At 65.1% G+C, this 21,257-nt stretch carries 17 protein-coding genes; 7 read left to right on the plus strand and 10 right to left on the minus strand.

The window, feature by feature from the left end; all coding sequences use genetic code 11:
* Positions 1-11: 11 nt before the first annotated feature.
* The 7 genes from EJO69_RS06505 (at position 12) to EJO69_RS06535 (ending at position 9,084) form a co-directional block, all read left to right on the plus strand.
* The gene (locus EJO69_RS06505; RefSeq protein WP_126040363.1) at positions 12-1,355 is read left to right on the plus strand and encodes a dihydrolipoamide acetyltransferase family protein; all 1,344 of its coding nucleotides are present in this window, start codon (positions 12-14) and stop codon (positions 1,353-1,355) included.
* A 372-nt stretch (positions 1,356-1,727) separates the two neighbouring features.
* Positions 1,728-2,870 (plus strand): IS1249 family transposase, encoded by a 1,143-nt coding sequence (locus EJO69_RS06510; protein ID WP_281272833.1) that lies wholly within the window; start codon positions 1,728-1,730, stop codon positions 2,868-2,870.
* Between the two features lie 110 nt (positions 2,871-2,980).
* The gene (locus EJO69_RS06515) at positions 2,981-4,534 is read left to right on the plus strand and encodes an FGGY-family carbohydrate kinase (RefSeq protein ID WP_126040365.1); all 1,554 of its coding nucleotides are present in this window, start codon (positions 2,981-2,983) and stop codon (positions 4,532-4,534) included.
* Positions 4,531-5,589, plus strand: coding sequence for a zinc-dependent alcohol dehydrogenase (locus EJO69_RS06520; protein WP_164519890.1), 1,059 nt, complete (start codon positions 4,531-4,533; stop codon positions 5,587-5,589). Before EJO69_RS06515 ends, EJO69_RS06520 begins: the two co-directional genes overlap by 4 nt.
* A gap of 284 nt (positions 5,590-5,873) precedes the next feature.
* Entirely contained in the window at positions 5,874-6,512 is a 639-nt protein-coding gene (gene dhaL / locus EJO69_RS06525; RefSeq protein WP_126040369.1) for a dihydroxyacetone kinase subunit DhaL, read from the plus strand.
* A gap of 59 nt (positions 6,513-6,571) precedes the next feature.
* Positions 6,572-7,567 (plus strand): dihydroxyacetone kinase subunit DhaK, encoded by a 996-nt coding sequence (dhaK, locus tag EJO69_RS06530; RefSeq protein WP_126040371.1) that lies wholly within the window; start codon positions 6,572-6,574, stop codon positions 7,565-7,567.
* 203 nt (positions 7,568-7,770) lie between these two features.
* The gene (locus EJO69_RS06535) at positions 7,771-9,084 is read left to right on the plus strand and encodes a transaldolase family protein (RefSeq protein WP_126040373.1); all 1,314 of its coding nucleotides are present in this window, start codon (positions 7,771-7,773) and stop codon (positions 9,082-9,084) included.
* A 76-nt stretch (positions 9,085-9,160) separates the two neighbouring features.
* Here the strand turns inward: EJO69_RS06535 and EJO69_RS06540 are convergent, their stop codons facing one another.
* The 10 genes from EJO69_RS06540 to EJO69_RS06585 all read right to left on the minus strand — a co-directional run bounded on the left by EJO69_RS06540 (position 9,161) and on the right by EJO69_RS06585 (position 21,255).
* The gene (locus tag EJO69_RS06540) at positions 9,161-9,949 is read right to left on the minus strand and encodes a DeoR/GlpR family DNA-binding transcription regulator (RefSeq protein ID WP_126040375.1); all 789 of its coding nucleotides are present in this window, start codon (positions 9,947-9,949) and stop codon (positions 9,161-9,163) included.
* A gap of 95 nt (positions 9,950-10,044) precedes the next feature.
* Positions 10,045-11,079 (minus strand): zinc-dependent alcohol dehydrogenase, encoded by a 1,035-nt coding sequence (locus tag EJO69_RS06545; protein ID WP_245993514.1) that lies wholly within the window; start codon positions 11,077-11,079, stop codon positions 10,045-10,047.
* An 8-nt stretch (positions 11,080-11,087) separates the two neighbouring features.
* A complete protein-coding gene (locus EJO69_RS06550) occupies positions 11,088-12,134 on the minus strand; it encodes an NAD(P)H-dependent glycerol-3-phosphate dehydrogenase (protein ID WP_126040377.1) in 1,047 nt (348 codons plus the stop codon).
* A 22-nt stretch (positions 12,135-12,156) separates the two neighbouring features.
* Positions 12,157-13,722: a xylulokinase gene (locus EJO69_RS06555; RefSeq protein WP_126040379.1), complete on the minus strand. Its 1,566-nt coding sequence runs from the start codon at positions 13,720-13,722 to the stop codon at positions 12,157-12,159.
* Between the two features lie 216 nt (positions 13,723-13,938).
* On the minus strand, positions 13,939-14,583 hold the full coding sequence (locus EJO69_RS06560) for a class II aldolase/adducin family protein (RefSeq protein ID WP_126040381.1): 645 nt from the start codon (positions 14,581-14,583) through the stop codon (positions 13,939-13,941).
* An 8-nt stretch (positions 14,584-14,591) separates the two neighbouring features.
* Positions 14,592-15,617: a 2-hydroxyacid dehydrogenase gene (locus EJO69_RS06565; RefSeq protein WP_126040383.1), complete on the minus strand. Its 1,026-nt coding sequence runs from the start codon at positions 15,615-15,617 to the stop codon at positions 14,592-14,594.
* A 9-nt stretch (positions 15,618-15,626) separates the two neighbouring features.
* The gene (locus tag EJO69_RS06570; protein WP_126040385.1) at positions 15,627-17,135 is read right to left on the minus strand and encodes an FGGY-family carbohydrate kinase; all 1,509 of its coding nucleotides are present in this window, start codon (positions 17,133-17,135) and stop codon (positions 15,627-15,629) included.
* An 81-nt stretch (positions 17,136-17,216) separates the two neighbouring features.
* On the minus strand, positions 17,217-18,257 hold the full coding sequence (locus tag EJO69_RS06575; RefSeq protein WP_126040387.1) for a zinc-binding dehydrogenase: 1,041 nt from the start codon (positions 18,255-18,257) through the stop codon (positions 17,217-17,219).
* Positions 18,258-18,373: 116 nt separating this feature from the next.
* Positions 18,374-19,852, minus strand: a complete 1,479-nt coding sequence (locus EJO69_RS06580; RefSeq protein WP_126040389.1) for an FGGY-family carbohydrate kinase — start codon at positions 19,850-19,852, stop codon at positions 18,374-18,376.
* 341 nt (positions 19,853-20,193) lie between these two features.
* Positions 20,194-21,255 (minus strand): NAD(P)H-dependent glycerol-3-phosphate dehydrogenase, encoded by a 1,062-nt coding sequence (locus tag EJO69_RS06585; protein WP_126040391.1) that lies wholly within the window; start codon positions 21,253-21,255, stop codon positions 20,194-20,196.
* Between the last annotated feature and the right edge of the window lie 2 nt (positions 21,256-21,257).

The following is a 21,257-nucleotide window of genomic DNA, read 5'->3' on the forward strand; positions in this document are numbered from 1 at the left end:
GAACCTGATCCATGGCAAAGTATTTCATCATGCCCGGCCTGTCGGCCGACGCCGAAGAGGCCCTGCTCGAGGATTGGCTGATCAAGGAGGGCGACGAGCTCTCTGAGGGCCAGCCGATCGCGACGGTCGAGACTGATAAGGCTGTTGTCGACATCGACATCACCGACGACGGTGTCGTTCACCGCCTTCTCGTCGATACGGGCACGAACGTGCCCGTCGGTGATCCGATCCTCGTGCTGCGCGATGCCGATGAGGACCCGGCCGAGGCTGACCGCCTCGTCGCCCTCGCGACCGGAGGCTCCGCACCCGCTGAGGCCGAGGCTGCCGCCCCGGCTCCCGAGGCCACGCACGAGGCCTCTCCCCCGGCAGAGCCCGCAGCCCCTGCGAAGGCGGCCCCCGCACCGGGCGCGCCGGACTCTGTCGAGCAGGGCGACGCCGCGAGCGCACCCGCCCCGACGGGCAGGATCTTCGTGACACCGATTGTTCGCCGCCTCGCCAGAGAGCATGGCGTCGACCTGTCGACGATCACGGGCACAGGCGTGAACGGCCGCATCATCCGACGCGACTTCGACAAGGCGCTCGCCGAGCGCGATGCTGCCGCATCGGTCCCCCAGAACGCCCCGGCACCTGCCCCCGTGGAGCCGGCGGCGTCCTCGATCGACCCGGCGGCCTACCCGGGTGCCGAGTTCATCGAGCACCCGAAGCTGAGGAAGGTCATCGCCCGTAGGCTCCAGCAGTCGAAGCGCGAAGCACCGCACTTCTACCTGCGACGCTCGGTCCAGGTCGACGATCTCCTCGCGCTGCGCAAGCAGCTCAACGAGAGCTCCTCGGTCCGGATCTCGGTCAACGACCTCGTCGTCAAGGCCGCCGCCAAGGCACTCGCTGAGTTCCCCGAGGTCAACTCCGTGTGGGACGATGCGGGATCGTACCGCCTCGCCACGGTCGATGTCGCGGTCGCGGTCGCCTCGGATCGCGGCCTCATCACCCCGGTCGTCCGCAACGCCGATCAGCTCGCCCTGTCGGCTCTCTCCGCCAGCATCAAGGACCTTGCGTCCCGCGGCAACGAGAACCGTCTCAAGCAGGATGAGCTCGTCGGGGGTGCGCTGACGGTCTCGAATCTCGGCATGTTCGGTATCGAGAGTTTTGAGGCGATCATCAACCCGCCGCAGTCCGCGATCCTCGCGGTCGGCGCGGCAGTGAAGAAGCCGATCGTCGTCGACGACGCCATCAGCGTCGGGACGATGATGGAGCTGTCGATCTCCGCCGACCATCGCAGTGTCGACGGAGCCCTCGCAGCACAGTTCCTCAGCAGGATCGTCGAGCTCCTGGAGGCTCCGTTCGGCCTGCTGATCTGACAAGCTGGTCCCACCCCGTCACTCGGGGTGGGACCTCTGTCCTTGGGAGGTAAGCACACATCACTAACGAAGGCAATCAATCCGACACGACCTAAAACAAACCTTGGCTTATAGGACATTTCGTGTTGGTTTGACCCTGATCTTTTGTTGCTGTGCCGCCATTAGGCCGGTGTTGAAGTTCGTGCGGCTGAACTTGATGGGTGGACATTTCGTGTTGGCTTGACCCCGACCTTTGGTTGCTTTGACGCGGAAAAGTGGGGGTTGAAGTTGGTTTCACGGGGCCGGCTTATAGGACATTTCGTGTTGGTTTGATCCCGACTTTTCGGCGCGTTCTCACCGAAAAGGCCGGGTCCAAGTTGCCTGATAGGGAGGGTGAACACTCCTTATTGCCGCCCGTGCGAGCAGGCGATGACACGCTATGGAAAGACCAGTACGGGACGTCAGCGCTACCGCTGTGCCGGGTGCAGGACGAGTCGCGTAGCGGCGATCGACACCTCCGCGAAAGACTTCGCCCTGTTCTTGTCCTTTCTGTTTTCCCGCCAGCGCCAGCGAGACCTGCCCGGGGCGGGACGGACCTTCCGTCGGCGCACCGCACGGTTCTGGCAGCTGTGGCCCACCCCCGAGGTGGTCGACGAGGTCCACCGGGTAATCTACGTCGATGGGATCCACCTCGGACGCAGCGCCGTGATCCTGATCGCCTCCACCGACACCCATGTCGTGGGCTGGTACCTCGCACGCAGTGAACACAGCCAGGCCTGGGGTGCGCTGCTGGCCCGGATCGCACCGCCACAGGTAGTGGTCACCGATGGTGGATCAGGCTTTGCCAAAGCCCGCCGGGCGCACTGGCCCACCACGAAGGTCCAGCGCTGTACGTTCCATGCTTTCAGCCAGGTGCGTCGCCAGACCACGACCCGGCCCCGCACTCAGGCCGGAGTGGAACTCTACGGCCTGGCTAAAGCGCTGCTCCACGTCCGCGATAACACCGGGGCCGCGGCATGGCTGGCCGCTTACACCCAATGGCGCGCCACATGGGAGGCCTTCCTGGCTGAGCGCACTCGACTCGCCACGGGGCAGGTCGTACTCACTCACCAGCGTCTGGTCACGGCCCGCTCAGCCCTCGATACGCTGATCCGGACCAAGACCTTGTTCACCTACGTCGATCCCGCCAACTTCCCGGTCGACGCCTACCTGCACATGCCACTGCCAGCGACGAATAACCGGATCGAGGGTGGGATCAACACTCAACTGCGGGCCCTGCTACGCGATCACCGCGGGATGAGCCTGGACAGGCGGATCAAAGCGATCATGTGGTGGTGCTACATGCACACTGAATACCCTGCCAGTCCCGCACGCATCCTCAGGACCATGCCCACCGACACCCAGATCCAGGCCTACTACCGAGCTGCGGCCAGCCGCGGCGAACACGCCCGGGACATCGGCCTGCCGGGCATCGGCACCGCAGCCGTCTGGAACGAGCTGCACCACTCGACCAGCTACATCACAACCTGGGACTGACACCCCTCCGATCAAACAAAACCAACACATTTTGTCCTATAAGCCCCCACCTTCATCAGCGCGCGACTGTTCGACGACGAACACGCGCGCACTTGTTCAAGGAGGAACATATGGAATACGTCATGGGTATCGACGCAGGAACGTCTGTCGTCAAAGCAACCATCTTCAGCCTCGAGGGCCGCGAGGTCGCACGGGCTGCCCGAATAGTCCCGATCCACAACCCTGAGTCCTACATGGCCGAAGAGGACCTGCAGGATGTCTGGATGGCGGCTGTCGACGCCATCAGCGAATCACTGACGGGCTCCGCCATCACCCCCGATCGGATCCGCGCCGTTGCGGTCACCGGCCAGGGCGATGGCTCCTGGCTTGTCGACACGTCGGGCAACCCGGTCGGCCCCGCGATCCTGTGGACGGACGGCCGCGCCGGCGACATCGTCGACCGGTGGGGCCAGGACGGCACTCTCTCGAAAACCTTCAAGATCACGGGTGGCGGACCCTACGCGGGCACGACCTCCGCGATTCTCCGGTGGCGGATCGAGAACCAGCCGGAACTCCTCGAGCGCGATGACATCCGCAACGTCTACTGCAAGGATTGGGTGAGCTTCAAACTGTCCGGCGAGCTCAACTCGGACCCCTCGGACTACTCGCTGATGGGCATCGACACCGTCGCACGCGACTACTCCGATGAGGTGCTCGAGGACTTCGGCATCACAGCCGCAAAGAAGTGGCTGCCCGAGCTGAAGAAGAACACCGACCAAGTCGGTGTTGTCACCGACCAAGCATCGCATCAGACCGGCCTCAGGCCCGGAACTCCGGTGTTCAAGGGTGGCGTCGACATCTCGTGCTCGTCGCTCGGCTGTGGCGTGGCAGCACCGGGGACGGCCATGGCCGTCATCGGCACCGCCGGCATCGTCACCGTTGCCACCGACAAGCCCGAAGATGCCTTCGTGCCCGCGGACGTCGGCTGGCTCATCCCCCATACCGACACGACGTGGATCCGCTCTCTCGGCCTGAGCTCGGCAACCCCGAACCTCGAGTGGTTCCTGCGTGAGTTCGGCGAGCAGTTCCGGTCTGAGGCCAAGGCGGTCGAGGGTCGCAGCCTCTACGACTACCTCGACCAGGAGCTCAAGAAGATGCCTCCCGGCTCGGGCGGCGTCCTCTACCACGGCTACAACGCCCCCGGCGGCGAGCGTGCCCCGTTCATCAAGCCGAGCGCGCGAGCATCCTTCAACGGTCTCACGGGCAGCCACACCAGGTGGAACATGCTCAAGTCCGTCTACGAAGGCGTTGCCCTCGGCATCCGCGACTGCCTCGACCCGATCCCGGTCCAGGTCGACACGATCAACATGGCAGGCGGCGGCGCCAACTCGCCGGTGTGGAGCCAGATCTTCGCGGACGTCCTCGGACGCACGGTCTCGATCCCCGCAGGCACGGAGTTCGGAGCCAAGGGCGCGGCGATCTGCGCCGCCACCGGCGTCGGCCTGTTCGACTCGCTCGAGGAGGGCGTGGCCGCCACGGTCGAGCCGCTCCGCATCTACGAGCCGGACCCGGCGAAGACCGCCCTCTACGACGATCTGTACGACATCTACGTGCGTCAGCGGGTCGCCACGATGGACATCTGGGACGATCTCCAGGCATTCACTCGGAAGGCCAGCCGGGCGTGAGAGCAATCGTCAAGACCGGTGATGGGCAGGTCGGCCTCCGTGAGGTTGCCGACCTGCCCGGGCCCGGGCCTGGCACCATCACAGTCAATGTCGCCGCAACCGGGATCTGCGGCACGGATCGGAACGAGATTCGGGGCACCGACGGCATGATTCCCAGGATCCTCGGACACGAGGTCTCGGGTGTTGTCGCCGCCATCGGCGATCCCGTTCCAGGCGTTCCGATCGGCGTCGAAGTCGGGGACCGAGTCGTCATGGAGACCGACGCGTACCTCTGCCGGGCCTGCCACTGGTGCCGCACGGAGCAGTTCAACCGCTGTCCGCACCGCACCGGCATCGGCCGCACGGCGGAGGGTGGGCTCGCCGAGAAGATCAACATTCGTGCCGATGCCGTTCACCGGTTGCCGGACAGCGTCCCGCTGCTGGAAGGTGCTCTGCTCGAGCCTCTCGCGGTCGCCGTCCACTCGGTCCTCGAGGGCCCGTTCAGGGTAGGCCCTGGTTCGACTGTCGTCGTGACCGGGCCGGGCACGATGGGTCAGCTCACTGCGCAGGTCTGTACTGCGGTCGGAGCACGCGTCATCATGGTCGGTCTCGACCGGCATGAGGCGCGGTTGAGGACCGCCAAGGACAACGGCGCATACGCCGCGGTCAGCTCCGAGTCGACCGATGTGCGGGCCCTCATCGACTCGCTGACGGACGGGATGGGGGCGGACCACGTGTTCGAGTGCAGCGGCTCTGTCGCCCAGGTGAACAGCGGCCTCAGCTATCTCGGTAAGGGTGGGAAGCTCGGGCTTGTCGCCTTCTACAAGGAGCCGCTGACCATCGACGCGATGCAGGTTGTCCACAATGAGCTCGAGATCGTCGGCTGCCGCGGCAAGCGGGCCTCGAGCTTCCGGACGGCGCTCGCGCTCCTCGATGAGGGACGCCTGTCCCTCTCCCCCCTCATCGGCTCTGTTCGCTCGCTGGACGAGTGGGACGAGGCCATCGAGGAGGTGGGACGGGGACTCAAGGTCATTATGCTGCCCGGAGGGGCGGCACTCGACTCCCCGCTTCCCTAGAGAAACGGCCGGCTGCCTTCGTGTGGCCGGCCGTTCTCCTTGGTGACCGGCCGCCGGTGACGTGCTCGCTTGTGCTGCGATGCACCCGTCGGCGCACCGGCCGGAACTCTCCGTTTGTGGCGGCGTCATTCATGCAGGCGCGGGCTCCGATGTATCCCATGAGCCCCATAGATCCCTCCCATTCACCCTCGCCATTGAGTAGAGTGGTATGGAACACACAGGCGTGTCACGTCCAATGATGGACGGTCACGCTTTTCTGCAATGACGCAGCAAAGGAACGGCTTATGACTACTACCGACCAGGATTACGTCGAATATGTGATCCGCACTGCGGCAGAGACCGCCATCGCGAACGAGGACTACTTCTGTCAGCTCGACTCCGTCGTCGGCGACGGCGACTTCGGGTATTCACTTGCACGCGGCTTTGAACGCCTGCTCGAGCAGTGGGACGAGATCGATCGGTCGAACCCGGCAGCCTTCATCCAGAAGACTGCCATGATCCTCACGAGCCGCATCGGCGGCTCGTCGGGACCCATTTGGGGTACGGCCTTCATGCGGGCATCCGCGGTTGCCCGCAAACACCCCGAGTTCACCGCTCAGACTGTCGTTGAGATGATCCGCTCGGCGATCGAGGGCATCCAGGCGCGGGGCGGGGCCGAGCTCGGCGACAAGACGCTGCTCGACGCGCTTGCACCGATGGCGGATGCGATCGAGGAGCGCGCGCAGTCCGGGGCCTCGGGCCGGGAGATCGCGGAGCATGCGGCGGCTGTCTGCTCCGAAGCCGCCGATGCCACCAAGGAGCTCATGGCGCGACGCGGCCGCGCGTCCTACACATCTGAACGCTCGATCGGCTCGGTCGATGCGGGCGCGAAGGGCGTTTCCGTCATCGTCGACGAGATCGCCAAGAACTGGCCGAATCCCTGAACACCAACCGCCCGCCGGGCAGGGTGCGCGGCGGGACTGCTCAGCGCAGAGGAGAACCAATGAAGAAGTTCATGAACGACCCGAAGAATTTCGTGCCGGAGATGCTGGACGGCATCGCCCGCGCCAACCCCGACACCCTCAAGTACGTCCCCGACTACAACCTCATCATGAGGGCGGATGCGCCGTCGAACGATCGCGTGACGATCCTTCAGGGATCCGGATCGGGTCACGAACCTGCCCACGTCATGACCGTCGGCAAGGGCATGCTGACCGGCGCATGCCCGGGCGACGTGTTTGCGGCCCCGCCGATGGACTACGTCTACGAGTCCGCGAAGCTGCTCAACAGCGACAAGGGCGTCCTCCTCCTCGTCAACAACTACACGGGCGACCGCATGGCGTGGGAGATGGCGAAGGAGGCGCTCGAGGCCGAGGACATCAAGGTCGACATCGCCTACGTCAACGATGATGTCGCCGTCCAGGACTCGACGTACACCGTGGGCCGCCGCGGCGTGGCAGGCAACTTCTTCGTCATGAAGGCTGCAGGCGCACTCGCAGAGAAGGGCGCCTCCCTCGAGGAGGTCAAGGCGATCGCCGAGAAGGTCAACAGTGTCATCCGGACGATGGGCATCGCGCTGTCCGGCACGACCCCGCCCGCCAAGGGTGAACCGATCTTCACACTCGCCGATGATGAGATGGAGGTCGGCGTCGGCATCCACGGTGAGCCGGGACGCCGCCGCGACAAGATGAAGTCCGCGGACGAGATCGTCGACGAGCTCCTCGAGGCCGTCGTCTCCGACCTTCCGTTCGAGTCCGGCGACGAGGTTGCGCTCATGATCAACGGTCTGGGCGGAACGCCGATCTCGGAGCAGTACCTCCTGTACGGCATCGCCCACAGGAAGCTCGCGGAGAAGGGCATCAAGGTCTGGCGCTCCTACGTCGGTGAGTACTGCACCTCGCTGGAGATGGCCGGCGTCTCGCTCACCCTCTGCCGGGTCGACGATGAGCTGAAGGAGCTCCTCGTCGAACCCGCCGAGATTGCGATCCGCACCTTCTGATCAATCCCGACAGGCAGTGGTGTGCCCGGCGGTTCTCCGCCGGGCACACCACTATCTCACCCATAGCGCGATCATCCGTCTGGACTGGTCCCACACCTGCACATTCTCTCTCCCCCAGCGCTCGCATTCTCCCTGGGACTTTAGATGTATATACATGTCTATCTGGCGCGCGTAGAATGGGAAGAAGTAGTAAAGGAGCTGCTATGAGCACACATACCGGTGTCGTCCTGACTGTCAGAGATCTCGGACTGGCCAACCAGACCGATCAGGTCGACGATATCCACAGAGTTCTCGACACAACGATCGACTACGACACGTTCGACCTGCTGTCCCGCCGGGTGAAGAACCTTGGCGTGGGCGATGAGCTGCAGAAGGTCGTGTCGTACTTCAAGACACCGGCTGGCGAAACGCCCGCCGGCTTCCGCAGGGCCTTGAGGCTGTCCGGAGAGACCCTCATCGTCGACCTCGAACGCGATATCTCACGCGATAAGAATGGCGTGAAGCGGCCGACGAAGGTGCTGTACTCGGCCGACTCGGCGAACCCGTACGAGGTCGAGCCGATCGCTCCCTTCATCGCGAACCTCACCTGCAACCCCGGCATCATCTATGACCTGTTCCTCAACAACCCCAAGGCGAATGTGGGGAACAAGTTCAAGGATCGCGACGAGGTCATGACCGCGCTCGGCGACGTCCTCGGCCCCGGCTGCGACATCTCCGTCGAACTCAACAACCCGTTCAACCCCGACTTCGACGCCATCCTCGAGGAGGCCGAGCGCTTCCGCGAGATCCTCTCCCCGTGGCGCGTCGTCATCAAGGTGCCCCATACGGGGCCCGTCAACGCCGACAACTACCGACAGCTCCTGAGCGGCAGCGGTCAGCTCGATGTCGCCTACGATAAGGGCTCGACCGCCGACATGCTGCGCGGCCACCGACTCGCCCTCAAGCTGCACGAGCACGGCTTCCGCGTGAACTTCACGCTCATGTTCGAGCCGTACCAGGCACAGATGGCACTGCAGGCCCGGCCCGCCTTCATCAACTCCTTCATTCGGCACAGGAAGATGCAGAGCGAGCGGATCACGAAGCTGCTTGCCGCGTACGAAGGCTCCGGGGAGGCGCATGTCGTCGATGAGCTGCGCAGCTACCTCATCGCGAACGACTACTTCCCGGCCGGTTCCGAGGACATCGGCGAGAAGGAGGTCCTCGCCAAGGCGAACGACGTCCAGCGCCACCGCGGCGGCAGGAAGGGCGAGCCGGCCGATGGGCTGGACAATGTCCGCCACAACCTGCGCGCGCTGCGCCAGGCCAATCTGCCGGATACGCGCCTCATCATCTGCTCGATGGAGGGGCCGGACAACTACCCGGAGATCGACCGCCTCCTCGTGGAGCCCGAGTTCGCCGACATGGCCGACAGGATCGTTGTCACGACGGAGCCGCAGTACCTGGCTCGCTTCACGTCGACGAACCAGGTCGTCTCCTACCAGCGCCGCTTCATGAAGGCAGCCGAGGGCGCCTCCTGAGTGGTGGCAGAAGATAGAGGAAGGCGCCCCGCTCCGGGGCGCCTTCCTCTATCTGTGTCTCAGTGGCATCCGCCCGTCAGCGGGACGCCGAGACCGGCGGTCCGACCTTGACTGTCGCCCCCCGATCGAGCATGGACTGGACAATCTCGTCGCTTGTGCCCGAGTCGACGACGACATCGTCGAAGTCCGCGGTGTCGGCAACACGGTGGAGAGCAGTGCGCTCGAACTTCGAGTGCGTGACGGCCAGGTGCGACTGGCTCGCGGCGGCGATCATGAGCGACTTGTATTCAGCCACCGCATCATACGGATGGTAGACGACCCCGTCATTGACGGCGGCGGCCGAGATGATGGCGTGATCGGCTCGCACCCTCTTGAGCATCTCAATGCCGGCCGGCCCATAGTTCGCATCGAGGTGGCGATCGTAGCGCCCGCCGAGCGTGATGAGCTCCCAATCGGGCACCGATCCGGCCAGGGCGATGATCGACCAATTGTTCGTGATGATCGTGAGTCCGCCGATGTGGGTGTAGGCCTTGAGCACCGAGTACACGGTCGACGAGTCATCGAACAGGAGGGACGTTCCGCGGGTGATAAGGCTCGCGAACTGCGTGGCGAGGGAGGCCTTCTCATCCTCCTCCTGCGTGAGCCGATACTTCATCGACGTCTCGGACAGCGAGGTGGCAACGGCGCTGACCTCGCCCCGGGATCGGACGATGACGCGGTCCTCCTCGAGCTCCGACAGATCCCGATAGATCGTCATCGGCGAGGCGTCGACGAGCTTGAGGATGTCCTCCACTCGAGCCGTTCCCGCGTTCAGCACAAATTCGGCGAGCAGCTGCTGCCGCTCATTCTTGCTGAGCTGAGCCACGTCGAACCTCCCACTTCTTCACGAACAGTCACGCTTGTTCTTCTACGATAGCGAAATGAGGCGTGCCGGGAGCGCAGACTCCCGGCACGCCGTGTTTATGGTCGGAGGATGTACTTGGATCCTCGTCCTGCCGCCATGTCCTCAAGCGACTCGACGAGAGCCTCAAGTGGACGAACCTCGGTGCAGAGCGACATGCCATCGAACTTCCCCGTGGAGAGCAGCTCGACCGCGATCTTCACGTACCGGGGCTGGTGATGGTAGACGCCCTTGAGCGTGTACTCCTTGTAGTGCATATCGGAGGAGTTGACCGAGAACGGGGCGTTCTTCGGCGTTCCACCGAACAGGACCGCGGTGCCACCGGGGCGCAGGCAGAGGACCGTCTGCTCCCACACCTGCGGCAGCCCGACGGCCTCGATGGCGACGTCTGCGCCGCGGCCGCCGGGTGTCAGCCGATTGATCTTCTCGGCGCACTCCTGCGGGGATTCGAGGCCGCTGAGGTCGACGATCCGCGCACCCGCCTCCTCGGCCTGCGCCAGCCGGCCGGGCGACCGGTCGGCGGCGATGACGCTCGCTCCGCGCAGCTGCGCGAGCTTGATGAACATCTGGCCGATCGGACCGGCGCCGTTGACGACGACGGTGTCACCGAGGGCGATTCCCGACTCTGCCATTCCGTGCACGACCGTCGACAGCGGTTCGAGAGGAGCGGCGGCTTCGAAGGAGAGGCTGTCGGGGATTGTGTAGGTGTTCCGCTCGACGATCGCCTTCGGGACGATGATCTGCTCGGCGAACGCCCCATTGAGGTACTCGAGATTCTCGCACAGCGACTCGCGGCCGATCTGGCACGCCCAGCAGGATCCGCAGGGCGCGGTGTTGGCGGCGACGACCCGGTCGCCGACGGCGAAGCGGGTCACACCCTCCCCCACCTCGGTGACGACCCCGGCGAACTCGTGCCCGAAGCGGGCCGGCAGCGTCGGGAACAGGGTCGGGTGGCCGCGGCGGTAGGACTTGAGGTCAGTCCCGCAGGTCGCGGCAGCCTTCACCTCCACTGCGATCTCGCCCGGTCCCGGAGTGCCGGGCTCGACCTCCTCCAGGCGCAGATCACCTGGACCATAGAACATGTACGCGCGCATATCTCTCCTTACGGCATGGGCGGCAGAACCGCCCTGGCCACGATGTTGGCGAATTCCGGATCATCGTCGTAGACGATGGTGCGTGCCGCATAGAGGAGCGGCATCTGATCCTTGACGTCGGGGGCGCTCTGCTCGACGAGGTCGATGGCGAGCGGAATCGCGTTGACGCCCTCGACGGTCTGCTCGAGCTCCTCCATCGTCTTCATGGCGGCCTTCGCGCCCTCACCGCGGCCGATGCGGACCCCGTAGACCTTGTTGCGGCCGGACAGACCCGTCACCTCGAGGTCTCCGACGCCCGGCAGCCCGAAGGCGGTCGCGGCATCGGCGCCCAGCTTCTGGGAGAGGATCGACATCTCACGCACAGCCTGGGCGAAGGTCGCCGCCTTGAGGTTGTGGTGCGGATGTCCCGTCTTCTCCTCGAGACCGTCGGCGATGCCGAGCATGATGGCATACACGTTCTTCATCGGTGCGCAGACCTCGACGCCGACCTCGTCGTTCGAGGGCTCGATGCAGTAATGGTCCGAACGGGCCTCCCGTGCGTACTTCACGGCAACGTCGTAGTCCCGGCAGCCGAAGATCGTTGCCGTCGGCTCATTGGCGGCGCACTCGTTGGCCTTGACGGGGCCGGCGATGGCGACGATCGGGGGGATCGTCACGCCGGCCTCGTCGGCGATGCGGCGGATTCCGTCGGGCAGAAGCTGAATTCTGCCGTCGGGCATGGGCAGGAAGCCCTTTGTCGTGAGCCACAGCGCGTCGGCCTTCGAGATGCCGTCGAGCGCCATCTCCACAACCTTGGGAACGCCGACCGAGGCGACTGAGAGGGCGACGACGTCGACCCCCTCCAACGCCTCGGCGAGATCGCCGGAGCGGAAGGTGGTGACCCTGTCCGAGATGACGGTGTCGATGCGGGGGTGGGGCGTACCCGCTTCGATGGCGTCGATCAGGTGATCATCGAGCCAGGTCCCCCAGAGGTTCACGTCCCAGCCTGCGCGGGTGAGCGCGTTGGCGAGGCCTGAGCCCATGGCTCCGGCGCCGAGGATTGCGATTGATGGCATGGCAGTATCTTTCTCTTCTTACTTACTCTTCTTCATTCGAGACTTCAGCGTCGGGGTGCTTCCGCGCGAACTCGTGGAGAAGATCGTTGGTGTCCTTGAGGTTGTCGTAGAGACGGCCCTGAATCTCGCCGAGCTCCTGGTAGATCTCGTGGTTCTCCTGGTTGGGCTCTGTCTCGTCGGTGAACTGCGCCATGTGGTTGGCCGCGGTCGCGATCTCCGTGTCGCCGAAGACGCCGGTCGATGCCATTGCCACAACGCCTGCGCCGAGCGCCGAGATCTCGTCCTCCTTGCAGGCCGTGATCGGCAGCCCGATGGCGTCGGTCATGATCTGACGCCAGAGCTTCGAGCGGACACCTCCGCCCATCGCGCGCACGGTCGTCAGCTTCGTGCCGGTCGACTCCTCCATCGCCGTGAGCGAGCGCGCCATCTCCATCGAGATCGCCTCGAGCAGCGAGCGGTACATCGAACCGGGGCCGTGGGTGCCGCGCCAGCCGACGACGGCTCCGCGGGCGATCGGCTCCCAGTACGGGGACTGGACTGCGTTCCAGTACGGCAGGGTGACAAGGCCACCCGAGCCGGGGGTGCGTGCGGCCGCGAGCGCCTCGAGCTCGGGGTCGGGTCCGCCCTGGAGGGCCTTGTTGCCGAAGACGCGGCGGAACCACGTCGTGAGGAACGCGCCGGAGGACTGGAGCACCTCGAGGACGTACGTGTTGGGGATGCCGCCGGCGAGCATGCGGTAGACCTGGTCGAACTGGTAGGTCGTCGAGGTGACGCCCGCGTTCACGGCGGTGCCCATGTTGAGGTAGGCGACGTCCTCCGAGACTGCAGCGGCGCCGACGCCGGCCGCCTGGCCGTCGCCGAGACCGGCAATGACCGGGATCTCGCGGGAGATGTTCCAGCCCTCGCGGACCTCCTTCTTCACGTAGCCGAGAACTTCACCCGGCTGGAAGAGCTCAGCCATCTGGCTCCGGTTGACGCCCGCGATCTCCATGAGGGAGTCGTCGTAGTCGAGCTTCTCGATGTCGAACAGGCCGAGGGAGTCGGCTGCGGCGACGGAGTCAACCCACTGACCGGTCAGGCAGAAGGCGAGGTAGGCATGGACGTTGACGACCCTGTCAGCCTTCGCCCACAGGTCACCCTCATGCTCCTTGACCCACGCCATCTTGTAGATCGCGGGGGTGACGTCGGCGGGCTTGCCGGAGAGCTGGTGGATCTCGGGCGTGCCGTACCGCTTGATCTGGTCGGCCGCACGGATGTCGAGCCAGAGGATGCCGTTGCGGAGCGGGGTGCCATCCTCGGTGAAGGGTGCGAAGGTTTCGCGCTGGTGGGTGAGGCCGATGGCGGCAATGCGACCCCGGTCCTGCATGGGCAGGCTGTTGATCGCCTGGGCGATCGCGGCATTGGTGGTCTCCCACCAGTGGGCGGGGTTGTGCTCTCCGAAGCCCTGCTGAGGGGTGCGGAGCGGGATCTCGCGCTTGCCGAGGGCAAGAACATTGCCTTCGACGTCGACGATGATTGCCTTCGATGATGTTGTCGATGAATCGACTGCGATGACAAGGGGGCCTTCGTTGGCGGCGGGGATGTTCATCTGTATCTCCTGAATTCGACATTGAATTCGGTTGGTCTACCAACCTTGCACCCAGTATTAACAAGATCTTCTGATAAATCCACCAATTCTTTATGTTGGAACAACGTTCTCTTCTGATAAAACAAACGTGCAGAGGGGATTCAGCCGAAAAGCCTGGTGCTTTCAGGGAAAAGGGGAGGCGGGCTTTCGCCCGCCTCCCCAATCTCTGCAACCGGTTTACTTCTCGGGCTGCTTTCCGTAGTCCTTCATCCCACCAACGGCGCTGTCGATCTGCTCGTCGCTCAGGAGCGCGATCGGGGCACCCGTCGCCATCGCCTTGAGCTGGATCTCGCAGATGTACTCAAGAATGGGCAGCAGGTTGACGGCCTTCTTGAGGTTCGGGCCGGTCGTGATGGCGCCGTGGTTCTTCATGAGCGCACCCGTGCGCCCATCAAGGGCCTTCGCCACGTTCTCAGCGAGCGCGTCCGTGCCGAACTCGGCGTACGGGGCGACACGGATGGCGCCGCCCAGCATGGCTGAGTAGTAGTGCGACGTCGGAATCTCGTCGACGACGAGGCCGAGCGCCGTCGACGACACCGCATGGTTGTGGGTGACGGCGAGCGCGTCGGTGCTCTCGTAGACGGCGATGTGGAGCGGGAGCTCCGAGGACGGCTTGAGGCGGCCCTCCACGTGGTTGCCCGCCATGTCATACACGACGACATCCTCGGCGGTCATCGTCTCGTAATCGACGCCCGAGGGCGAGATGACGACATGGTCGCCGATGCGGACCGAGACGTTGCCGGCCGTACCCACGACGAGGTTCTCCCTCACCATGAATAGGCACGTGTCGACGACGTCCTGGCGTTCCTTCTCGTACAGCATTGCTTTCCTTACCTCTTCGAAACTTCTGGATTGGCCAAGAACTTCGGCAGCTCTCCCCGGCTGACGGCGGCGATATCAGCAGTGCCGATCCGCGCCGCAACCCGAGAGGCCTCCTGCGAGGCACCGGCCAGGTGCGGGGTGAATGTGATCCGCGGAGTCCGCAGCAGACGGTGGTCCGCCGGGAGCGGCTCCTCCGGCAGGCAGTCGAATGCCGCGGCGCGCAGGTGGCCCGCGTCGATGGAGTCGCACACCGCGTCGTAGTCGACGAGCGAGCCGCGGGCGCAGTTGACGAAGATCGCGCCCTTCTTCATCTTCCCCAGCGTCTCGGCATTGATCATGTGCCTGTTCTCGTCCGTGACCCGCGCGTGGATCGTGACGAAGTCAGACTCGGCGAGCAGGGTGTCGAAGTCGACGAACTCGACGTCGCCATCGACCCCGATCTCCTTGAACGGGTCATAGACGAGGACGCGCGCGCCGAAGGCGGCCATGATCGTCGCAACGCGGGAGCCGATCGCCCCGTAGCCGATGATGCCGACCGTGGATGAGCCGATCTCCTGGCCTGCCTTCTCAAACAGGTAGTAGTCGGTGGCCCACTCTCCATTGACGACCTCCTGGTGGCGCTGGGCGATCTGCCGGGCGGCCGCCAGAAGCATCGCGACCGAGTGCTCCGCGGTTGCTCGGGCGTTGCGGCCCGGGGCGTACGACACCATGACGCCGTGCCTGGTCGCCGCGTCGATGTTGACGTTGACTGGACCGCCGCGGCAGATCGTGATGAGCTTGAGGTCGGGGCTCGCGGCGATGACCTTCTCGGTGAACGGGAAGGTGTGGGAGATGACGGCGTCGCAGCCCTTGAGGGCCTCGATCAGCTCGTCCTCGTCGCCGAGTGCCTCGATGACATCGCCGACATCCCCGAAGGGTGGGTTCGGCCATGTTGAGGCGATGCGGGCGATCTCCGCGTCGGGGAGCTCGTTCACGAGCGCCTCGGTGAGCACCTCATCCGTCAGGAAACCATCTGATGCAATAAGAACCTTCATGAACCTTCCTCAGTTCGTCAGCTTGCGAACGGACCGCATGGCCGGCCACACCGGACGCAGCGCAGCCCGGGTCTCGAGGAACAGCTCGTAGGCGGCCTCGTAGATCTCGCTGTTATCGGCATTGGGCTCGAAAGTCTCGGTCGTCGCACCGAGAGCATCCGACGCGGCCTGAATCGTGTCGAAGCGGCCCGCGGAGACGAGGGCGAGCACGGCTGCGCCGCGAGCGCCCGCCTCGGGTGCGTCCTGGCGAACGACGGTCAGACCGGTCGCGTCGGCGAGGATCTCGCACAGCAGGTCAGAACGGAAGCCACCGCCGGAGACGAGCAGATCGTCGGTCACCTCGAGCGTGCGGATGCACTCAACGAGGGAGAAGGCGACACCCTCGTAGACGGAGCGAAGGATGTCCTCGCGCTCAGTCGTGAGCGACATGCCCTGCCAGGAGGCGGAGGCGTTCGGATCGAGGAAGGGCGCGCGCTCGCCGCCGGGCGAGGCGTACGGCAGGTAGACGACGCCGTGCGAGCCGGGGCCCGCGTCACGGGCGACCTTCTCGATCTCGCTCCAGTCGGCTGCCTCGAGCGCCAGCATCCGCTTGATCCAGTCGAGGTTCGGGGTGCCCGTCATCGGCGCCATGAACTCGAGCACCTGGGTGCCGTTGCCGGTTGCGAGCACCATCGACAGGTCCGACTTGCGGTCCTTGACCGACGGCATGAGGGAGCCGACGAAGCCGGTCGTGCCGAGGATGAGCCAGGTCGCGCCGTCCTCGACTGCGCCGAGGCCTGCGCCCGTGACGGCGACGTCGATCATGCCGACGCCGACGGGGGTTCCCTCGGGGATGCCGGTGAGGGCGGCCGCCTCAGCGGAGAGCGGGCTGGCCTCGCCGCCGGGGCGGCGGATCTCGGGAAGGAGGCGGAGCGCGTCGGTCTGGCCGAGGGCCTCGGCGAGCTCCTCCGAGTAGCCCGTCACGTCGTTGACGTCGAGGAAGGTGCGGGAGGCTTCCGTGTAGTCGGTGGCCTTGACGCCGGTGAGCTTGAAGCGAAGCCAATCCTTGCAGTACAGCTGGGTGGCGGCCTTCGCCATCGTCTCCGGCTCGTTCGCCTGCAGCTCCTCGAGGAGCACGGGGAACAGACCCGAGAAGAGCGACGTGCCGGTCACGTCGAGGACCTTCGCACCCTTGCCGGCCCTGTTCCATTCGGCGACGCGGTCGCCCGCACGGCCGTCCATCCAGTTCGCGGCGGGACGGATCGGGTCGCCGTTCTCATCGATGAGCCATACGCCATCGCCCTGGCCGGTGAGGCCGATGCCGACGATCTCATGCCCGTCGAGCTGGCCGGCGACCGACTTGAGGCAGGAGGCCACGGCCTCCCAGATCAGGTTCATGTCCTGCTCGGCCTCGCCGCTGCTGCCGTAGTCGACCGGCACCGACTCGTGGTGGGTTGCGTAGATCTCGCCGTCGAGCGTGAACGCGACAGCCTTGACGGCGGTGGTTCCGCCGTCGACTCCGATGATGACTTCCTTCATGTGATGACTCCTCATTGAGTGTGGTGGCTTGGGGTGTGGCCTGGGGCCGAGTCCCAAGCCGAATCCTCGGGCACGTGTGGATCAGTCGGGGATGATGGCGACCTTGATACCCTCGCCCGACTGTGCGAATTCGATGCCTGCGACGACATCGTCAAGGCTGTAGGTATGGGTGTGGAGCGACTTGACGTCGATGAGGCCCGCGCCGATGAGCTGGAGAGCCTTCTCGTGGCTCGCACGACCGGCGTTCGACGCACCCGTCACGATGAGCTCGCCGTAGTGAACGAGGTTCGGATCGATCTCGGCCAGCGCGTCCTTCGAGAATCCGGCGAACGCGTTGACGCGGCCTCCCTTACGGGCAGCCTGGAGCGCCTGGTTGACGAGTTCCCCGCGGCCGATGCAGATGATGACAACGTCGGCGCCGCGACCCTCGGTCAGACCCTGGACGAACTCGGTCAGATCCTGTTCGAGCGGATTGACCGTGTGCGTTGCCCCCATGGACTCCGCAACGGCCCTCCGGCTCTCGGACGGGTCGGAGACGATGACCTTCTCCGCACCGAGCAGCCTGTTGACCTGGGCGTGAAGGAGCCCAATCGGGCCGGCCCCCTGGATGAGGACGGTGTCGCCCACCTCCGTGCGGTAGTTCTCGGCGCCGTTGAGCACGCAGCCGAGCGGCTCGGCCAGCGCAACCTCGGCAGGCGTCAGGTGGGGTGCCGCACGGTAGACGCCGCCCCGCTCCATCGCCTCACGCGGGATGAGGACGTACTCGGCGAGCCCGCCGTTGATCCGGTAGCCGAAGATCTTCGAATCGGTGCACAGGTGCTCTGAGCCGCGCACGCAGTAGAAGCAGGCGAGGCACGGCACGGTCGGCAGGACACCGACGAGGTCACCGACCTCGAAGCCCTCGACGCCGGCGCCCACCTCGGAGACATAGCCTGCGATCTCGTGTCCGAGAACGACGCCGACATCGATGCCCTTCGACTTCTCGCCGCGGAGGATGCGGCCATCCGTCCCGCAGACGGTGTTGGCGCCGACCTTGAGGACGATCTCGCCCTCGCCGGCGACGGGCTTGTCGATATCCCTCAGCTCGAGCTTTCCGGGTCCTGCGAATACTGCTGCTTTCATGAGATCTCCTTCGATGTGGCGGGCGGCGGCCGAATCGGCACGGCGGAGCGGTCCGCTGTGCCGGTGCGCGAAACGGGTGCGGAAGAACGGCCGCCGCTCTTCCGCACCCACCTGTGTCAGCGCGCCTGAATGTCGGCGAGCCTGTGGCTGATGTCAGCCGTCGCCGGGTACAGGTCGAGGTAGAGCCTGTACATCTCAGAGTAGATCTCGTGGTTGTCGAGGTTCGGTTCGACCTCGCGCTCGGCCGAGTTCCACGTCGTGCCGACGTCGACGAGGCCTGCGGTCATCGCCGCCATGAGCGCGTCGCCGTACGAGGCGCCGATCGTCACCTTCGGGATGTACTGCTTGATGCCGATGATGTCCGACATGATCTGGGGCCAGAGGCCACCGGTCGTGCCGCCGCCGACGGCCCAGTACTCCGATGCCTCGCCGCCCGACTCCTTGATCGAATCGAGCAGGTGGCGGGAGCCGTATCCGGTCGCCTCGAGCGTGGAGCGGTAGATGTCTCCATGGGAGTGCGTGAGGTTGAGGCCTGCCAGGACGCCGCGGGCGTTCGGATCCGCGATCGGCGAGCGCTCACCGGAGAAGTAGGGAAGCATGAGAAGGCCATTGCAGCCGGGCGTGGACTCGGCGGCGAGCTGCGAGAGCTCGTCGTAGTCCTTGCCGGTCAGGTCGGCCACCCACGTCGTGAGCGAGCCGGTCGTCGACATGCCGCCGGAGACGTTGGACGTGCCGGCCAGCAGGCCGGCGTTCGACCACAGCGAGGGTGCGACGAGGGCCTTGTCGGAGATCTGGACGGCGACCATGGTCGAGCCATACATGAGCATGACCTGGCCGGGCTGAGAAACGCCGACGGAGAGGGCCTCGACGAAGGCGTCGATCGAGCCGACCGACACCGGGGTGCCGGGGCGCAGGCCGGTGATCCGGGCCGCGTTGTCGGTGATGTGACCGGCGACCTCGTTCGACCACTTGAGCGTCGGCATGGGCAGATCGCCGCAGATGTCCTCGACCCACTCCTCAACCCAGTCGTTCGTGAACGGCGAGTAGAGCGGCTCGCACATGGAGGCCGACAGGTGGTCGAGCACGTACTCCCCGGTCAGGTGGAAGACGCAGTAGGTGTGTGCCATGAGGAAGCGGCGGGTGCGCTCCCAGACCTCGGGCTCGTTCCTCTTGACCCATTCGATCTTCGGGCCCACCGACTGCGAGGTCATGTGGTTGCCGCAGACCTCGAGGACCTTGTCGGAGCCGTAGCGCTCGGTCAGCTCATCGATCTCGGCGGCGGAGCGGGTGTCGACACCGTAGAGAATGGCGGGGCGGAGCGCCTGTCCGCGCTCATCGGCCGCCTGGAAGACGGGGCCGATGCCGGAGATGCACAGGCCGGCGACGTCGCCCTTCGCGAGTGTGGTGAGTCGGCGACAGATCGCGACGACGTCCGCCCACCACGTGTCATCGGCATCGTGTTCGGCCCAGCCCGGCCGCGGGAATGAGGTTTCGTGGCGGACGACTTCGCTGTGGATGACATTGCCCTGCGAATCCGCAAGAACACCCTTCGTCGAACCCGTGCCGATGTCGATACCGATAACAAGATCTGCCATGTCTCAATCTCCTTTGATGAGCGGGGCAAGCGACATTGCTGGCCCTGGTGCGCGTGCAGGTCCCAACCTCAGCGCCCTTCAATCTTCGCCAAACCGCACGGAGGATGTCAATTCAATTTCACGGAATGGACGACAATTTACATCAAAAAAGTATGTTAAAACACGTCGATCTTCTTGCTTATCACGTTAAAACTGCGATTTTTCCAGGAAATCCGACGAAGGCTGGGACATTCTCGATGACTCTGGTCAGACGCCGAATCCGCCCGCGTCCAGCGGCCCGCTTCGCGATCGTCGCCGAACACAGAAGCAGCCCCCAACCAGGGGGCTGCTTCAGAGGGTGATCAGGTGAGGTCGTGGAAGAACTTATCCCACGGGATCTCAAGCGGCGCATCCTCCTCGACGACCGAGTAGAGGAACCGGCAGAGCGGGTACTCCTCGGGTTTGATGACGCCGCGCTCGGTGAGCGGGCCGAGCGCCTTGCCGATGACCTTGATGGCGGCGACGCCCTCAAGCGTCACGCCCTTCATGTGCTGGTCGCGCACCTCCGAGAAGGGGATGCCCTGGCCAACGAGGGTGCCGGCCTTGACGTTGCGGCCGCCCATCGAGGTGACGAACATGTCGCCGACACCGCCGAGGCCATCCGCCGACTCCGGCCTGCCACCCATGAGGGTGACGAAGGAGCGCAGCTCCTTCTGCCCCTGCGCGAACAGGGCGGCGCCGTAGTTGTACATGACGTACCGGTTGTCGGCCTTGCCCTGGCTCTTCAGCAGGCCCTCGGCGAAACCTGCGGCGAATGCGTAGATGTTCTTCGTCGCGGCTCCGGTCTCGTGGCCGACGAAGTCGGTCGAGGTCCACACGTGGTAGTAGTCGGTGCGGAAGAGGTCGGCGATCCACTCGAGATCGTCCTTGTCGTGTCCGCAGAAGACGACGGCCGTGTCATGGTGGACCGCGAGCTCACCGGCGATCGATGGGCCGGTGATGGCGTTCCACGAGATGGACTCGGCCAGCTCCGGCGTCATGTACGAGCGGATGGTGTCGGGAAGCAGCTGCAGCGTCCCATCCTCGGCCGCCCGCATCCCCTTCGTGATGCAGAGGAACTTCTGTCCGGGCTTCATGAGGGTGGCGAGCTGCTCGCCGATCCACTCGACACCGAACGAGTTGACGCCCGACATGACGAGGTCCGCCCCCTCGAACGCCTTCTCGGCGTCTTCCAACTGGAAGGCGGTGACACCGTCGTTGACCTTGAGGTCGAGATCGGGGTGGACGCCGGTGTTCTGAATCGAATCGACGATCTCCCTATCGAGGAACGTTCCCACCAGGCGGACGTCGTGACCGTTCTCCGATGCGGGGAACGACAGCGCGGTCGCCATGATTCCGGCGCCGAGCATCACAATTGTTGCCATGT

It is taken from the genome of Flaviflexus salsibiostraticola (genome assembly GCF_003952265.1).
Taxonomy (GTDB): Bacteria; Actinomycetota; Actinomycetes; order Actinomycetales; family Actinomycetaceae; genus Flaviflexus; species Flaviflexus salsibiostraticola.

Coding starts and splice junctions, on each gene's coding strand:
- EJO69_RS06560 (WP_126040381.1), bottom strand. CDS start 14,583: ATGCTGTACGAGAAGGAACGCCAGGACGTCGTCGACACGTGCCTATTC.
- EJO69_RS06550 (WP_126040377.1), bottom strand. CDS start 12,134: ATGCCATCAATCGCAATCCTCGGCGCCGGAGCCATGGGCTCAGGCCTC.
- EJO69_RS06575 (WP_126040387.1), bottom strand. CDS start 18,257: ATGAAAGCAGCAGTATTCGCAGGACCCGGAAAGCTCGAGCTGAGGGAT.
- dhaL (WP_126040369.1), top strand. CDS start 5,874: ATGACTACTACCGACCAGGATTACGTCGAATATGTGATCCGCACTGCG.
- EJO69_RS06580 (WP_126040389.1), bottom strand. CDS start 19,852: ATGGCAGATCTTGTTATCGGTATCGACATCGGCACGGGTTCGACGAAG.
- EJO69_RS06565 (WP_126040383.1), bottom strand. CDS start 15,617: ATGAAGGTTCTTATTGCATCAGATGGTTTCCTGACGGATGAGGTGCTC.
- EJO69_RS06570 (WP_126040385.1), bottom strand. CDS start 17,135: ATGAAGGAAGTCATCATCGGAGTCGACGGCGGAACCACCGCCGTCAAG.
- EJO69_RS06505 (WP_126040363.1), top strand. CDS start 12: ATGGCAAAGTATTTCATCATGCCCGGCCTGTCGGCCGACGCCGAAGAG.
- dhaK (WP_126040371.1), top strand. CDS start 6,572: ATGAAGAAGTTCATGAACGACCCGAAGAATTTCGTGCCGGAGATGCTG.
- EJO69_RS06585 (WP_126040391.1), bottom strand. CDS start 21,255: ATGGCAACAATTGTGATGCTCGGCGCCGGAATCATGGCGACCGCGCTG.
- EJO69_RS06515 (WP_126040365.1), top strand. CDS start 2,981: ATGGAATACGTCATGGGTATCGACGCAGGAACGTCTGTCGTCAAAGCA.
- EJO69_RS06555 (WP_126040379.1), bottom strand. CDS start 13,722: ATGAACATCCCCGCCGCCAACGAAGGCCCCCTTGTCATCGCAGTCGAT.
- EJO69_RS06535 (WP_126040373.1), top strand. CDS start 7,771: ATGAGCACACATACCGGTGTCGTCCTGACTGTCAGAGATCTCGGACTG.
- EJO69_RS06545 (WP_245993514.1), bottom strand. CDS start 11,079: ATGCGCGCGTACATGTTCTATGGTCCAGGTGATCTGCGCCTGGAGGAG.